The 14154-nt window shown below is 66.1% G+C and carries 14 protein-coding genes; 6 read left to right on the top strand and 8 right to left on the bottom strand.

Annotated features, from left to right (window positions below; all coding sequences use genetic code 11):
- Window positions 1–19: 19 nt before the first annotated feature.
- The gene (locus tag FBY33_RS10145; protein ID WP_235010517.1) at window positions 20–562 is read left to right on the top strand and encodes a hypothetical protein; all 543 of its coding nucleotides are present in this window, start codon (window positions 20–22) and stop codon (window positions 560–562) included.
- Window positions 563–592: 30 nt separating this feature from the next.
- On the opposite strand, the gene FBY33_RS10140 is transcribed toward FBY33_RS10145, so the two are convergent.
- Window positions 593–859 (bottom strand): hypothetical protein, encoded by a 267-nt coding sequence (locus tag FBY33_RS10140; RefSeq protein ID WP_142030456.1) that lies wholly within the window; start codon window positions 857–859, stop codon window positions 593–595.
- A gap of 85 nt (window positions 860–944) precedes the next feature.
- Between FBY33_RS10140 and FBY33_RS10135 the strand changes: the two genes are divergently transcribed.
- A complete protein-coding gene (locus tag FBY33_RS10135; protein WP_142030455.1) occupies window positions 945–1415 on the top strand; it encodes a hypothetical protein in 471 nt (156 codons plus the stop codon).
- Between the two features lie 53 nt (window positions 1416–1468).
- Here the strand turns inward: FBY33_RS10135 and FBY33_RS10130 are convergent, their stop codons facing one another.
- Both FBY33_RS10130 and FBY33_RS10125 read right to left on the bottom strand, forming a co-directional pair.
- Window positions 1469–2353: a GmrSD restriction endonuclease domain-containing protein gene (locus FBY33_RS10130; protein WP_142030454.1), complete on the bottom strand. Its 885-nt coding sequence runs from the start codon at window positions 2351–2353 to the stop codon at window positions 1469–1471.
- 199 nt (window positions 2354–2552) lie between these two features.
- Complete coding sequence (locus tag FBY33_RS10125) at window positions 2553–2942, bottom strand: hypothetical protein (protein ID WP_142030453.1); 390 nt, start codon at window positions 2940–2942, stop codon at window positions 2553–2555.
- A 694-nt stretch (window positions 2943–3636) separates the two neighbouring features.
- On the opposite strand from FBY33_RS10125, the gene FBY33_RS10120 reads away from it, so the two are divergent.
- On the top strand, window positions 3637–4836 hold the full coding sequence (locus FBY33_RS10120; RefSeq protein ID WP_142032406.1) for an IS30 family transposase: 1200 nt from the start codon (window positions 3637–3639) through the stop codon (window positions 4834–4836).
- Between the two features lie 75 nt (window positions 4837–4911).
- Here FBY33_RS10120 and FBY33_RS20345 read toward each other — a convergent pair whose 3' ends face one another.
- The 5 genes from FBY33_RS20345 to FBY33_RS10095 all read right to left on the bottom strand — a co-directional run bounded on the left by FBY33_RS20345 (window position 4912) and on the right by FBY33_RS10095 (window position 10760).
- On the bottom strand, window positions 4912–6732 hold the full coding sequence (locus FBY33_RS20345) for a hypothetical protein (RefSeq protein WP_160141947.1): 1821 nt from the start codon (window positions 6730–6732) through the stop codon (window positions 4912–4914).
- A 14-nt stretch (window positions 6733–6746) separates the two neighbouring features.
- Complete coding sequence (locus FBY33_RS10105; protein WP_142030450.1) at window positions 6747–7910, bottom strand: hypothetical protein; 1164 nt, start codon at window positions 7908–7910, stop codon at window positions 6747–6749.
- A 257-nt stretch (window positions 7911–8167) separates the two neighbouring features.
- On the bottom strand, window positions 8168–8311 hold the full coding sequence (locus FBY33_RS20505; RefSeq protein ID WP_200831355.1) for an MFS transporter small subunit: 144 nt from the start codon (window positions 8309–8311) through the stop codon (window positions 8168–8170).
- 1 nt (window position 8312) lies between these two features.
- A complete protein-coding gene (locus FBY33_RS10100) occupies window positions 8313–9698 on the bottom strand; it encodes an OFA family MFS transporter (protein WP_142030449.1) in 1386 nt (461 codons plus the stop codon).
- 192 nt (window positions 9699–9890) lie between these two features.
- Window positions 9891–10760 (bottom strand): DUF1295 domain-containing protein, encoded by an 870-nt coding sequence (locus tag FBY33_RS10095; protein ID WP_142030448.1) that lies wholly within the window; start codon window positions 10758–10760, stop codon window positions 9891–9893.
- A 202-nt stretch (window positions 10761–10962) separates the two neighbouring features.
- Between FBY33_RS10095 and FBY33_RS10090 the strand changes: the two genes are divergently transcribed.
- The 3 genes from FBY33_RS10090 (at window position 10963) to FBY33_RS10080 (ending at window position 14143) form a co-directional block, all read left to right on the top strand.
- Window positions 10963–11394: a DUF2177 family protein gene (locus FBY33_RS10090; RefSeq protein WP_142030447.1), complete on the top strand. Its 432-nt coding sequence runs from the start codon at window positions 10963–10965 to the stop codon at window positions 11392–11394.
- 246 nt (window positions 11395–11640) lie between these two features.
- Window positions 11641–12093, top strand: coding sequence for an SRPBCC family protein (locus FBY33_RS10085; protein WP_142030446.1), 453 nt, complete (start codon window positions 11641–11643; stop codon window positions 12091–12093).
- 373 nt (window positions 12094–12466) lie between these two features.
- Window positions 12467–14143, top strand: coding sequence for an FAD-binding dehydrogenase (locus FBY33_RS10080; RefSeq protein ID WP_142030445.1), 1677 nt, complete (start codon window positions 12467–12469; stop codon window positions 14141–14143).
- The last annotated feature ends 11 nt before the right edge of the window (window positions 14144–14154 follow it).

Raw genomic sequence — 14154 nt, 5'->3', positions numbered from 1 at the left:
GGAGGAGCATAGTTGGAAGATGACCAGTCCTTACACCCGGGGCGACTCCTTCAGCAGCGAGGCTTCCCGGAAACACATCAGGCAGGCGCTCGCCAACTACGGTGCAACGGAGGTTGCGTTCACTCAACGGGGAAACCTGAGTGCCGTCGCCTTCAAGGGTGACGGGAGGCAGTTCCGGATTGTCATGCCCATACTGCAGTCCGAAGGCGCCCTGGCGATCCGCGGGGACATCGCGGACAGCCGGCTCCACGAAGCGAACGCAAGAATCCTGGAACGCGCCAACCGCAAATCCTGGCATGCCCTGGCCCTGGCCATCGACGCCAAGCTCGGAGCGGCGGCGGCGGGCATTGCCACCCTTGAATCGGAATTCCTGGCCCATGTGGTCCTCCCCGGAAACCACACTGTGCTTGACGAACTCGAACCCGTCATCGATTCTGCCTACCGGTCCGGCCGGCGCCCATCATTCGGCGGTCCGGATCCTTCTGCGCGTGCCGCTGAAGGCGAAGCGGATTTCCCGCAACTCCGGGCCGTCCCGTCCCCCACGTCCCGTGGGGGAAGCTAACCGCAACCGCCTGGAGGTCTGCCTGGCCAGCTACTCCCCCATCCCCGGGTGCACAGGAACGAAGTCGATCTTGTTGCCGGAGTTGGTGCGGCCGGCAGGGGTCCGGTTGTAGCCCCGCGCGTCCAGCCCGTTCCTGCCGCGGAATTCCGCGAGCGCCGCGTCATAGGCGTTGTTGAGCGTCCGGCCCGAGAACTCACCGGCGCTGCCGTCGTTGAAGGCGATCCGGATCCGGACGCCGGCCGGGTAGTGCCGGTTCATCCGGATGAAGCCGTCGGCGTCCTGCTGGAGAGTGATCATGGGAATCCGCTTTCGTTGGTGGGAGCAGCCTCAAGTTTGCCTCAAATCCCGCAGGATGCCGGACCTGCCGGTGCCATACTGGGCCATGGGGATGACACGGCGTGGAACATGGCTGCGGTACGGGCTGCTCTCAGCCCTGCTGATCGGGATCCACCTGGGCACCCGGTGGTACTTTTCGGAGGGCGTTTACCAAGGCGGCGCGAACGTCCCGCTGCGGAAATTCCCGGAAAACGTGGACGTCCTGGATCTTCTGACCTTCACACCGGTTTTCATCGGACTCAAGTTCCTGGCTTACGACTCCGCAGTGCGGGCCTTCACCAAGGGCTACACGCCGCCCGCCGTGATCGTCGTGTTCATCGCCGGCTACCTGGTGGCCCTGGCGATGGACATTGCCTGCCTCATCGCGGCGGCAAGACCCATTGCGGACTCGGGGTTCGCGCTTCTGGGCCCGATTCTTCAAACACCGTTTGTACTCTTCCTAGCCGGCGCAATCATCGCAGGTCTCGCGCTGAACAAAGACTTCCCCCCAGAGACGCAACCGGACAGGCCACGTTAACCTTGCCTCCGGCATGGCACACCCCGGGAGGAGCGCGGCGTCGGGCGGGGTGCTCAGCCCTCGCAGGCCACCCCGTCGCCGTCGCCGTCCAGCCCGGACCGGTAGCCGGGAGTATCCGCATACAGCGGCGCCGCCCCGGCGGTGACCACCTCGGTGCAGTTGGCGTAGTAGACCACTGTTGTCCCCGCGGCGGGCGTGACGGACGCCGGCGCCGGTTCACCCGGGCAGCCGGCCAGGATGTCCGCAATCGCATCATGCTCCGCCTGCGTCACCCACAGGCCGTACCGGGCCTTCACGGAGACCTGCCGGGCGACGTACCCGCACCGGAACCCCTTGGCGGGCGGCAGCCAGGTGGCGGCGTCGCCGTCGCCCTTTTGCTGGTTGGTGGGGCCATCGGTGGCCTGCAGGTTCAGCGGATCGTTGGCGAACGCCGTCCGCTGCTCAACCGTCAGCTGCTGGGCGCCCTTTTGCCAGGCGTCGCTGAGGGCCACCACGTGGTCGATCTGCACGGCGCTGCTGGTGGTGGTGCCGCGGAGGAAGTTGATGACCGTGCCGGTGTAGGGATCGGCGAGCACTCCGGTCTTGACGGTGCAGGGGACGCTGCTGGTGAAGGTGACCTCGGTCAGGTCCCGCTGGAGGATGTCATTGCGGGTGTCGCAGCCGTTCCGGTCCACGTCCGCCCACGTCGGCCCGAACAGCGACCGCTCGTACCCCGTCTTGGGCGCCCGGCCCTTCACCGGAAGGGTGGCCAGCAGGTCCGCGGCCTCAACGGCAGCATCCGGCGCGGCCGCAGTGCTGGAGGTGCCGTCCAGGGCGTCGGCGGCGGCCGCCGGCAGGCTTGGCGTGAAGAGCGCCAGCAGGGCGGAAAGCACGACGGCGGCCGGCCAGCGCATGTCGGACGCCGGCGTTGGTGCGGACATGGACGTGTAGCCGGACATGCAGGTCCCCAGGTTGTGGGCAGGAAGGGTTTGGGGCGTCAGCCCCCATTGCCGCTGACGCCACGGACGAGCCTAGCGTCCTGCACCTGCCGAAAATGCCCGTTCCGGCCGGACTGGGCGAATCCTTCCCGGTTCCTGCGCCTAACCTGCGACGGCGGCTCGCGCTTCAGCCATCAGATGGTTTCCCGCTTGCTGGTCCCTAAGGGTTCCGGGCCTTTCCAAAAACCCAGCGGTTCCATTTGCTGGGGTCCCCGCCCGGCGGCAGCCCCAGTTCGCGGACCGCCTTCTTCCACCAACGGTTGCTGAGGTAGAAGACCGCCCCGATCAGGACGAGGAAAACGGCCAGGACAACCAGCGACCAGTCCTTCGCAGCCTGGTACTCGTAGTACCCCGGCTGGCCGTAGACCAGTTCCCCGGAAACCAGGGGGCCGGTCACATCCAGGAAGTAGTAGAACAGCTGGAAGAACGGCATCGTCAGCAGCGTCAGCGGCAAGAACACGATGGCGAAGTATTTGAGCCACAGTGTGGCGCAGCGTTTGTTCCAGGCTGCCAATTGCTGTTTCTGGTCAGTGTCGATCAACCGGTCCATACTCTCCCCCAATGAGTTCCCGCTGTGTACACAGCTTACGGGACGGCGAGGTCGCAACTTGAAAAGTAAGCATGCTTGCTATTAGGGTTGGGATCAGCTTCTCCGCCTGGCCCCCTCAGGCGGAGTGGTTGCCAGGAAGGCCCCGCGTACTTCAGTGACCAGTTCACAAGTACTGCGGGGCTTTTCGTGTCTGCCCTCAGGCAGCAGCATGGGCCGTGGATGGCAAGAACGACGACGGCACCCAAGCCTTGAGTTCTAGTGGTCGTTGCAACACCTAAAGTTTTTGGGAGTTGCAACGACCATGTCGTCTTTAAGCAAGGGCAGGACACCTCGAAGGAGCTATACCTCCGCGGAAAAGGAAGAGTTCTTCCGGGCATTAGCAAGCGCGGGAACCGTTGCCCGTGCTGCGGCTGGACTCGGGCTCAAACCTTCGGCGTGCTATCGGTGGCTGCGTGAGGCGGGAATATCTGTCGGCAGAGTGGATAACCTAAACGCCCGGCGGCCAAGAGCGACCCCGGAAGTGAAAGAGGAGTTCTTTAAGGCGTTGAAACGGACCGGGAGTACGACGCTTGCTGCCGCGGAACTGGGGCTAAGCCGTGGCACTTGTTACCGGTGGACTCAGAAAGCAGGGCTCGCGCGGAAACGCGCGGACAGCCCCGGCCGTGAGGACTTCGGCAAGCTCCGCGACGCTGGAATGACCCGCCGTGAAGCGGCCAAACAACTGGGCATTAGCCGCTGCGCGGCTCAGGAGTGGGACAACGGCGTCAGAAGGACACGGAATGGGCGAATCTACCGTGATGGGCGCCAGATCGACTACACCAATGGTGTGATGACGTTGACTACTGCAGAAGCCACCGCCGATTCTGCCGCGCTCCCCCCACTGGCAGCCCTGGAAAAACCATTGGATGCCCGGTTCCTGACGCTGCATGACCGCGAACGGATCGCCGACCTCCGCAATACCGGCGCACCGGTCCGGGAGATCGCCAGAGAGCTCGGTCGGCCTGCCTCGACAATCAGCCGGGAGCTGGCCCGAAACGGTGTCAACGATGGGAAGTACTACGCCTATGCTGCCCAACGAGCAGCAACTGCCCGTCGCCCCCGGCCCAAGGACAGCAAGCTGGTCACGCACCACCGGCTGCGCAAATATGTGAAGCGAAAACTGCTTCGGCGCTGGTCACCGGAACAGATCAGCAACAAGCTGACCAGGAAGTTTCCCAACGACCCGGAGATGCGCGTGAGCCCAGAAACAATCTACCAAGCCCTCTACTTCCAGGCCCGCGGAGGACTCAAGCGCGAAGTCCAGGCAGCTCTGCGCACCGGCCGGACACGCCGTAAAGCCCACAAGGACCCCCAGCAACGGCAGCCCCGTTTCGCTGATCCGATGGTGATGATCTCCGAACGCCCACCCGAGATCGAAGACCGCGCCGTTCCAGGACATTGGGAAGGAGATCTAATCACCGGAGCGAGCAACCAGTCCGCGATCGCCACCCTCGTCGAACGCACCACCAGATACGTCATGCTGGTCCACCTGCCCGGTGACCACACCGCCGAAACCGTCCGCGACGGCCTCATCGCCACGATGAAAAGTCTTCCCGAACACCTCAGGGGCTCTCTGACTTGGGATCAAGGGGCGGAAATGGCAGCCCACAAATCCTTCACCATCGCCACTGACATGCAGGTCTACTTCTGCGATCCGGGCAGCCCGTGGCAACGCGGCTCCAACGAAAACACCAACGGCCTGCTACGCCAATACTTCGAAAAAGGCACAGACTTATCCATCTACGGGCCCGAAGATCTCGAACACGTCGCCCAGGAACTCAACAGCCGACCACGCAAAACGCTCGACTGGGAAACCCCAGCCGAGCGTCTCCGTGATCTACTAATGACCACATAACACCAGCAGTGTTGCAACGACCCCTAGAAACCGCCAGCCGGGTGCCGCCGTCGTGCTTCATTCAGCTGAGTCCGCTCACGGACCCGCAGGCCGCACCACGATGGCCGAGCCGCACTGGTTGACGAGCGTACCCAGGCTCGAGGCTGCGGTGGCGGTCTTCGTTCCAGTGGCTGACGTATCGGTCAGGGTGAGGGCGTTGACCTCGATGGCCGCGTTCGACTTGGCCGCGATGTTGGATGTTGCGTCGCCCAGCTCAGTTGTCCCTGCCGGTGGGGTGAAGGACGTGGTGGCCGAGTTGGTGCCGTTCCTGACGCCGTGCGCGGTCAACAGCAGGGCTCCAGCCGTTACCGGGGTGATGGACGGAGCCCGGACATCCGGGTAAGCCACCCCGCTGTTGTTGTCCGTGGCGGGCGTGACGTCCAGCGGTGTGGTGGTGTTTGCCCCCTGCACCGCAACGGTTGACCAGGCGTACCGGGAAGCTGGTTCAGGCACGCCCGGCGCGGTGTCGCCGGCCTGCATCACGCGGTACCAGACCGCCTGGTGCGCCGATGCAGAGCTTGCGCTGGTGAAGTCACCAACCGCCCGCGTCCAGCCAGCCGGGGCCGTGACGTTGGCAGAACCGGAGACCGTGACCTGCGAGAACAGGAAGACCGTGTCGCCGGGTTGCCAACCGGCCGGCAGGGCCGCGGTGTACGAACCCGCCGCCGTCAGCTCGCCGGACCCCGTGGCGGACGACCGGACGGAGATTGCCGATGTTGTCGGCGGAGGCGTCGTTGTTGTCGGGGTCGGGGTGGGCGTCGGGGTCGGAGTGGGTGTTGGAGTTGGCGTGGCCGTCGTTGTGGGTGTCGGCGTGGGGCTCGGCGACGGTGCCGCCGCCCGGGTAATGGTGAACTTGTCCGTATAGGTTCCGCCGGAAGCGCGGACGAATGAACCGGTCAAAGTGGTGCTTGTCACCGACACATTCAGGAAGCCGTAGGTCGGGTTGTTGTTGCTGCCCATGAAGCTCTGGAAGTAAGGTGCCGTCGTCGTATTGCTCTCACTGTTGATCGACCTGCCGCCTGAACCCACAGTGGCCAGGATGGTCCCGGTCCCGGCGGCAAACTGCCCGTTGGGGTCCGTGTCGGCCACGCAGTCCGGATTGAAGCTGCTGACCGGGATGGCCGTGCAGCTGCCCTTGAGCGCCAGCGGGTAGCTGCGTGCGTACGCATGGTCGTGTGCCTGCAGGTACAGGTCCACCTTCTTGGAGACCAGCATGTTCATCAGGTCCGGGCTCGCGGCGCAGGGGTAGTTGACCATCGACAGGCAGTACATGTGCATGCCCACCACGACAAACGGAATCCCCGCAGCGCGCGCCGAGTCTATTGCCGACGTCACGAACTTGTAGCCCTGGGTGCCGGACTTGTAGGACCAGTCAAGGCCGCTGCCGCTGTATGTCAGCTTCGGGGAGACCATGATCAGCCGTACCAGCGGGCTGCTGGCCGGGTAGTCGGTATAGAACTGTTGGGCATAGTCTCCTACCGACCCAAGTTGGTCCGGCAGGCACGAGGCGAATTTGGACCACACCCCGTCGGGTCCGTCATCCTCGTGGTTCCCCGTGATGAATTCGTACGGCATGGACCCGGCGTGCTGCTTGACGAACGAGCACCAGGCCGATTCCGGGGTGATCTGGGAGTAGGACAGGTCGCCAAGATTGAAAAATGCCGAGGTTCCCGCGTTGCGTGCTGCATCGATCACCTTGCCGGTCACGGTGTTGCCGCCGGTGTCACCGGCGAAGCCCAGGCTCACCGACGTTGCGGCCGAGGCCTGCGGGCGTGACGTGCCGAGGAACGAGACGTTGGCGAGCACGAGGGCGGTGCCTAACAGGACGGCCAGCACGGCACTCACTGGATGGCGCATGCGCCCTTGGCCTTTCACTTGCAGCTCCATTCGGTTGCGCGGCGCAGCCCGTTGTCTGCTGCGGAGAAGCCAATGACAACGGCGTTTGCACCCTGCCCGGAGACCGAGCTCGCGGACCCGGACACGCCGGTGAACTGGGCATCAGTTCCCGGCGGCAGGATCCGTGCGCTCTTGCCGATCCAGATCACCGCTTGCGGCCGCGATGCGCGGAAGGAGGGCGAGCTGCCTGCACCCACGGTCACGCCCGCAATTCCTGATGCGGCACTGGAGGTGGCGCCGGCAGCGGCTGCCCCGACGTCGGTGACGGCACCGGCCGCAGCCCAGGCCACGGCATGCGTTCCGTCGGCCACGCCACTCTGGCCCACTGCCTGCCCGGTTGAATCGATCCCGAGTACTACACCGCCTTTACCGCTAAGGGTGGGCAGTGCCTTCGGAGAGCCGTCCGGCCCCCAGAGGACCGGAGTGGCGTCATCGCCAATAGCCACCCCGCCGGCCGTTCCGTCCGGGCCGACCGCGAAGGCATGTCCGCCCCGTGTTCCGGGGGGCAGGGTGAGCTCGCGGGGTGCCGTGGTCACGGAGGGCCAGACGGCGGGGTGCTCATCTTCGTCGGCGCCCGGCCCGTCTGAATGCTCCTCGTCGGCGACCAGCGCCCCGGCAACGACGCCGTTGTCAGACACCGCCGAGGGTATCGCTATGTCTCCGGGCTTGACCGGGAGAGGATGGTACTGCCCGTCCTGCCACCACCAGCCCACGAGCATTTCGTTTGCGGCGTCGTACCCTGTGCCGACGACGACTCCTGCCGCGTTCACCGACGCCGGGGCCGCGGCCTGGAGTGGGATAGCAAGCTGCGTGGGTTGACCATTCCGCCAGAGCACCGGTGCCGACTCGCCTGCCGCGGTGTCGGCGAGGCCGACTACCAGGCCGTTGCTGCTTGAGGCGACCGCGTTGCTGCCACGGCCGCCGAGTCCGGGAAGGAGTTGCGGGGTGCAGTTGGTGGCCGCAGGTAGATCAGGACCGGCCGCGGTGGCAGCAACCGGCAACATCACCATGCCGCCCTCAGCCGCGAGCACGAGTGCCGTCAGCAGCGCACCGGGCCGCATGTCCCTGGACCGGCGGGGCCAGGGAGGCCTGCCTCTCCTGCCGGACGAATCCTTGGCGAAAAACTTTGGCTCTGACACTTTTGCTCCCCGGAGTAAAACCCCATGTCCCAGCAGCACCTGCTGCAGCGCAATCGGCCTTTGCTTAGCCGCACTGTCTTTCGAGCCTAGGTTTCGGCCAAGCGGCAGTCACGAGTAACAGGTACTTGCTTCGCCGGTTAGGGGGTACTTACTCAAGCAGCCATTTCTGCAAAACCGCAACGGCGGCACCCAGCCCGGGCGCCGCCGTCGCCCACTTCTTGAAAGCGCGCCAGGCATGATGCGCTAGCCGTCGGGACCTAGCCGAACAGGGCCGCCACCTGGGTCAGGGTCTGGAAGATGCCGAAGGCCAGCGGGATACCCACCAGGACCCACGCCAAGGTCAGCCTGCCCGTGGACTTTTTGACGGGCGTCTGCGCTTCGGGGGTGCGTGCGTTGCTCATGTCATTTCTCCAAGGAAGGTTCGTGCCGCTGGGAGCGGGGTTCGTGGAATCGCGCGTCGACGGGCTTGATCAGCAGGTTGGCCAGGAAGCCCACCACCAGCAGCCCCACCATGGTCAGCAGCGCCGGCTGGTAGGACGCCGCGTTCAGCTGGCCGGGCTTTCCCTGTGCGTCCAGGATGGCGTTGACGATCAGCGGGCCGGCCACCCCGGCGGCGGACCACGCGGTCAGCAGGCGGCCGTGGATGGCGCCCACCTGGTACGTTCCGAAGAGGTCCCGCAGGTACGCCGGAACCGTGGAAAAGCCGCCGCCATAGAAGGAAATGATGACGAACGCCAGCAGCACGTAGAGGGCCGTCGCGGTGGACCCGGCCAGGGCCAGCACCGTGTAGAGGACGGCGCCGACGCCGAGGTAGACCATGTAGATGCGCTTGCGGCCCGTGACGTCGGACGTGGCGGACCAGGCGAACCGCCCCGTCATGTTGCCGATCGACAGCAGTCCCACGAAGCCGGCGGCGACGCCGGCACTCACCAGCGATCCGCCGTCGGGCTGCCGGAAGAAGTCCTGGATCATGGGGGCAGCCTGTTCAAGGATGCCAATGCCGGCGGTGACATTGCAGAACAGCGCAACCCACAGCAGCCAGAACTGCCGGGTCTTTATGGCGTTCTTGGCCGAGACGTTCTCCGTGGTGACGAGCTTGGCGGCTTTGACCTTGGCGGGGTCGAATCCCGCCGGGCGCCACCCCTCGGCGGGGACCCTGATGGTGAAGGCCCCGAAGAGCATGTACGCGAGGTAGACGACGGCGAGGGTCAGGAAGAGCTTTCCCACAGCATCGCCGCTTGCCACCCAGCCCTTGGCGCCGGAGTTGGGATCGTACAGTTTGAGCAGGGCGGTGGAAACGGGACTGGCGATCAGCGCGCCGCCGCCGAAGCCCATGATGGCCATGCCGGTGGCCAGGCCCGGCCGGTCCGGGAACCACTTGATCAGGGTGGACACCGGCGAGATATAGCCGATGCCCAGGCCGATGCCGCCGATAATGCCGTAGCCCAGGTACACGAGCCAGAGCTGGTGCGTGAAGATGCCCAGCGAGCCGACCAGGAAGCCGCCGGCCCAGAACATGGCGGAGGTGAACATGGCCTTGCGTGGCCCGTTCCGGTCCACCCATGTACCCATGACCGCGGCGGAGAGGCCCAGCATCACGATGGCGATGGAGAAGATAACTCCGATTTCGGTCAGGCTGGCACCGAAATGCTTGACCAGCGCCGTTTTGTACACGCTCGTGGCGTAGGCCTGGCCAATACAGAGATGGACCGCCAGCGCGGCCGGTGGAACGAGCCAGCGGTTGAATCCCGGTGGGGCGATGCTGTGGTTACGGTCAAGCCAGCCCATAGTTGCTTCCTTGCATGTTCGACGACGTCGATGTCTGATCGATCCGGAGGCGACGGTCCTCCCGTTGCCTGCGGCAATCTTCCGGCAAGATCATCAGTATGCATACTATCCATGCGCCGAACGGCGGTAAATCATCGGCGGGCGGCGGCACCCAGCCCGGGGGCCGCCGTCGTCCGTCCTGCCGGGAAGGTCCTATTTGAGCCTCGGCACCAGCACGGGCGTGTTCCTCTTGTACTCTTCGTAGTCCGCCTGGCCGCCCCATTTCTTGTCCGCCTTCTTCTCCAGGGGCGGCACGCCGCTGCCCTTGATCAGGAGCAGGGCCACGAACACCGGGGAGACCAGGGCGGCCCACTGCCAGCCCTGCAGGACGGGCAGGGCGATGATGGCCATGCCCACCCAGAGGGTGATTTCGCCGAAGTAGTTGGGGTGGCGGGACCTGGACCAGAGGCCGGTGCTGATGAAACGGCCCTTGTTGGCGGGGTTGTCCTTGAAGCGATTCTTCTGCAGGTCCGCAAGGGTCTCGATGGTGATGCCCGCGGCCCACACCAGCAGGCCCACCCAGAAGAATCCGTCCAGGCCCACCTTCTTGTCAGACGTGATGGCCACCCATGCCAACGCCGCCGTGAGGACCACCCACAGGCCCTGGATGGTCCACGTGTTCAGGAAGCGGAAAAAGTCCGGCTTGAGTTCATCGAAGCGGTCGTCCTTGCCGTGCTTGCTGATCCGCAGGAACAGGAAGCTGCCCAGCCGCGCGGCCCACAGCACCACCATGGCTGCCAGCAGCATGCCGCGCGCATCCACGCCCGGGCTGGCGAGCACCAGGAACACCGTGATGGAGATGTAGGTCAGGGCGCCGGTGAGGTCGTAGAACTTTTCCGTCTGCCCCTTGTAGGACGGGATGAACACCACCCACTGAATCACGAACGCGACGGCAACCCCCATCGCGAACACCGGGAACCCGCCAATCCGTGCCCCGCCCTGGCTGCCGGCCAGCGCAATGAGTACTGCCACCACCACGGCAATGGCGGTACTGATGAGGGCCTTGCGGCTCTTTTCGTTCACGGACAGGTTCCTTTCCCTGGCCTGCCGCGCTCTGCTGCACGGCCGGTCCCATCGCCCCCCGGGGGCACATTCACATTCAACTACGCATGGCGTGGTCCGCTTAGTCTTCGGAGCGGGGATGAGTTTGTATGGGTCAAGCAATCCGCCCGGTACAACGGCAGCGAACAGCTTCTGGAACCGATACCGACGCAAGGAGCCATGCATGAGCGCCCGCACCAAGAACTGGCTGACCACCTACGTTGTCAGCGCCCTGATTTTCGCGGTGCTGGACGTGGCGTGGATCCTGCTGGTGGCCAACCCGCTGTACCAGGGCCAGATCGGCCACCTCCTCGCAGCCAAGGCCAACCTGCCCGGCGCGGTCCTCTTCTATGTCATCTTCGTGGCGGGGATGGTGCACTACGGCGTCCGGCCCAACAGCCCTCGCCTCACGCTGCGGCAGCGGGTCACGGGCGCCGCCCTGTTCGGATTCTTCACCTACGCCACCTGGGCACTGACCGGGTTCGCCGTGCTGAAGGATTTCACCGCCCTGGTGGCCGTGACGGACATACTCTGGGGAGCCGCGGCCTGCAGCGTGGTCACCTGGGCGACAGCCACCGTACTGCGCGGCCGGCTGGCGGGGGCTGCCGCGGCCTAAACCCGCTTTGCACATGCACCGGCGTCACGCAGGGCAGACTTTGGACCCTCCCGCGGGGAGGAAACCCCGGAAAGCCGGGGGCCGGCGTCGTCCGTTGCCGTGAAAGCATGCTCGGCGTGACGTGGGACCGCCCGGAGGCCAGCCGAATAGCGCCGCCACAAGGGTCCAGCTTTCGTTGACCCGTAACTCCCACGGCCATTCCCGGCCCTGCTTTCCGCCGGCCGGGGCGGGTGGCAGAGTGGGACGATGAGTGAGCAACCAGCCGCCCTGGTCCTGAACCTGGAGTGCACCGTGGCATCTCCGCCGGACGCAACGTTCCGGCTGCTGACGGACCCGGCCCGGCTTGCCAATTGGTGGGGCCCGCACGGATTCAGCATCCCCCAAGTGGACGTCAACCTGGTGGTGGGCGGCCGCTACCGGTTCCGCATGGCCCCGCCGGAGGGCGAGCCCTTCCACCTTTCCGGGGAGTTCCTGGAGATCGATCCACCCTGGCGGCTGGTCTACACCTTCGCATGGGAGGAACCGGCGCCGGACGACCGGGAAACCGTCGTGGACCTCTCCCTCGCCAGCACCGGAACCGGCACACGGGTGGCGCTCTCACAGGGACCGTTCCTGACGGAGGAGCGGCTGGCCCTGCACCGGGACGGGTGGAGGGACTCGTTCGAGAAGCTGGTTCTCGCCGCCCGGGGCGCAGCTTAGGAAACCACCCGCCCGGACGGCTCGGCATGGACGCGGATGCCGTCCTCCCGGACCCACCCGCGTCACGCAGGGCAGACTTTAGACCCGGCAGCCGGGAGGAAACCCCGGAAACCCGGGGCCCGCCGTCGTGCACTGTCATGAAAGCATGCCCGGCGTGACGCCAGGCGCACAGACTGGCCCAGTTTTCACGGCCAGAACCCCAGAATCCGGGGGCCCCGCCGCGGTTTGTCGCCGAAAGCTGGGCCAGTCTGACACACGGCCGTCACCCCAGCGCGACAAACAGGCGGCGGCCCGGCGGCCACAGGCAAGTCCAGCCGTGCGATACCTTGGGCCAGTATCCACAGCAGCTTTCGAACCATGGGCAGGTATCGGCATGGACGCGGACGTCATCATCATCGGCGGCGGGCTGGCCGGGCTGGTGGCCGGCAATGAACTGGTCCGTGCCGGGAAGCGCGTGGCCATTGTGGACCAGGAAAACGCAGCGAACCTGGGCGGGCAGGCCTTCTGGTCCCTGGGCGGGCTCTTCCTGGTGGACACCCCCATGCAGCGGCGCCTGGGCGTGAAGGATTCCTTCGATCTGGCGTGGCAGGACTGGCAGGGGTCCGCACAGTGGGACCGGCTGTCCGGGGCGCACCCCGAGGACGAGTGGGCGCAGCAGTGGGGCCGCGCCTATGTGGAGTTTGCCGCAGGCGAGAAGCGTGGGTGGCTGCGGGAACAGGGCATCCGCTTCACGCCGCTGGTGGGCTGGGCAGAGCGGGGCGACGGCCGGGCCGGCGGCCACGGCAACTCGGTCCCCCGCTTCCACGTCCCGTGGGGCACCGGCACCGGGGTTTCGGAACCATTCGCAAACAAGGCCCGGGAGGCTTCCCGGGCGGGCAGCCTCCAGTTTTTCTTCCGGCACCGGGTGGACGCTTTGACGTACGACGGCGGCACGGTCACCGGAGTGCGGGGGGCGGTGCTGGCTCCTGATGGCTCCCCGCGCGGGTTGTCCTCCAACCGGGATGTTGTGGGCGGCTTCGAGCTGCGGGCGCAGGCCGTGGTGGTGGCGTCCGGCGGGATCGGCGGCAGCCATGAGCAGGTGCGGCGCTGGTGGCCTGACCGGCTGGGGACGCCGCCGCGGAAGATGGTCACCGGGGTGCCGCGGCACGTGGACGGGCGGATGCTGGACATCGCTGATGAGTCGGGCGTCCGCCTGGTGAACCGCGACCGCATGTGGCACTACACCGAGGGCATCCAGAACTGGAACCCGGTCTGGCCGGACCATGCCATCCGGATCCTGCCTGGCCCGTCGTCGCTCTGGTTCGACGCGCTGGGCCGGCGGCTCCCCTCCCCCGGCCTGCCGGGCTACGACACCCTGGGCACCCTCCGCCTCCTCCGGACCACCCCCGAGCTTCAGCAGTACAGCCATTCCTGGTTCATCCTCAACCAGCGCATCATCGAAAAGGAATTCGCCCTGTCCGGCTCGGAGCAAAACCCGGACATCACCAACCGCGACCTCAGGCTGCTGCTCCGGAGCCGGCTGGGCCGGGGCGCCGGCGCCCCCATCGAAGCGTTCAAGGAGCACGGGGCGGACTTCGTGGTGGCGGACAACCTGGCGGACCTGGTCCGCGGGATGAACGGGCTGACCGACGAGCCGCTGCTGGACCATGCACTGGTCCGGCGGCAGATCGAGGAGCGCGACGCCGAGATCCGGAACCCCTACTCCAAGGACATCCAGGTCGCCGGCATCCGCAACAGCCGCCGTTACCTGGGCGACAGGCTCTTCCGCACGGTCAAACCGCACCGGATCCTGGACCCCGCCGCCGGTCCGCTCATTGCCGTCCGGCTGCATGTGGTCATGCGCAAAACACTGGGCGGAATCCAGACGAACCTCGACGGACAGGCCCTCAGTCATGACGGCGTTCCCATTCCCGGCCTGTACGCCGCCGGTGAAGCTGCCGGATTCGGCGGCGGCGGCGCCCACGGCTACAACGCGTTGGAGGGCACCTTCCTGGGCGGCTGCCTCTTCACCGGCCTGACGGTGGGCCGGGCCCTGGCCCGCGCACTGTAAGACACACGGAA

The sequence above is a fragment of the Arthrobacter sp. SLBN-112 genome (assembly GCF_006715225.1).
In the GTDB taxonomy this organism is placed as follows: domain Bacteria; phylum Actinomycetota; class Actinomycetes; order Actinomycetales; family Micrococcaceae; genus Arthrobacter.
This window is presented reverse-complemented; position numbering and strand designations above follow the sequence as displayed.

What these genes read in the sequence shown, in the direction of transcription:
- FBY33_RS10100 (WP_142030449.1), bottom strand. Translation starts at nt 9,698, where the DNA reads ATGGGCTGGCTTGACCGTAACCACAGCATCGCCCCACCGGGATTCAAC.
- FBY33_RS10135 (WP_142030455.1), top strand. Translation starts at nt 945, where the DNA reads ATGGGGATGACACGGCGTGGAACATGGCTGCGGTACGGGCTGCTCTCA.
- FBY33_RS10145 (WP_235010517.1), top strand. Translation starts at nt 20, where the DNA reads ATGACCAGTCCTTACACCCGGGGCGACTCCTTCAGCAGCGAGGCTTCC.
- FBY33_RS10125 (WP_142030453.1), bottom strand. Translation starts at nt 2,942, where the DNA reads ATGGACCGGTTGATCGACACTGACCAGAAACAGCAATTGGCAGCCTGG.
- FBY33_RS10080 (WP_142030445.1), top strand. Translation starts at nt 12,467, where the DNA reads ATGGACGCGGACGTCATCATCATCGGCGGCGGGCTGGCCGGGCTGGTG.
- FBY33_RS10085 (WP_142030446.1), top strand. Translation starts at nt 11,641, where the DNA reads ATGAGTGAGCAACCAGCCGCCCTGGTCCTGAACCTGGAGTGCACCGTG.
- FBY33_RS10140 (WP_142030456.1), bottom strand. Translation starts at nt 859, where the DNA reads ATGATCACTCTCCAGCAGGACGCCGACGGCTTCATCCGGATGAACCGG.
- FBY33_RS20345 (WP_160141947.1), bottom strand. Translation starts at nt 6,732, where the DNA reads ATGCGCCATCCAGTGAGTGCCGTGCTGGCCGTCCTGTTAGGCACCGCC.
- FBY33_RS10120 (WP_142032406.1), top strand. Translation starts at nt 3,637, where the DNA reads ATGACCCGCCGTGAAGCGGCCAAACAACTGGGCATTAGCCGCTGCGCG.
- FBY33_RS20505 (WP_200831355.1), bottom strand. Translation starts at nt 8,311, where the DNA reads ATGAGCAACGCACGCACCCCCGAAGCGCAGACGCCCGTCAAAAAGTCC.
- FBY33_RS10090 (WP_142030447.1), top strand. Translation starts at nt 10,963, where the DNA reads ATGAGCGCCCGCACCAAGAACTGGCTGACCACCTACGTTGTCAGCGCC.
- FBY33_RS10130 (WP_142030454.1), bottom strand. Translation starts at nt 2,353, where the DNA reads ATGTCCGGCTACACGTCCATGTCCGCACCAACGCCGGCGTCCGACATG.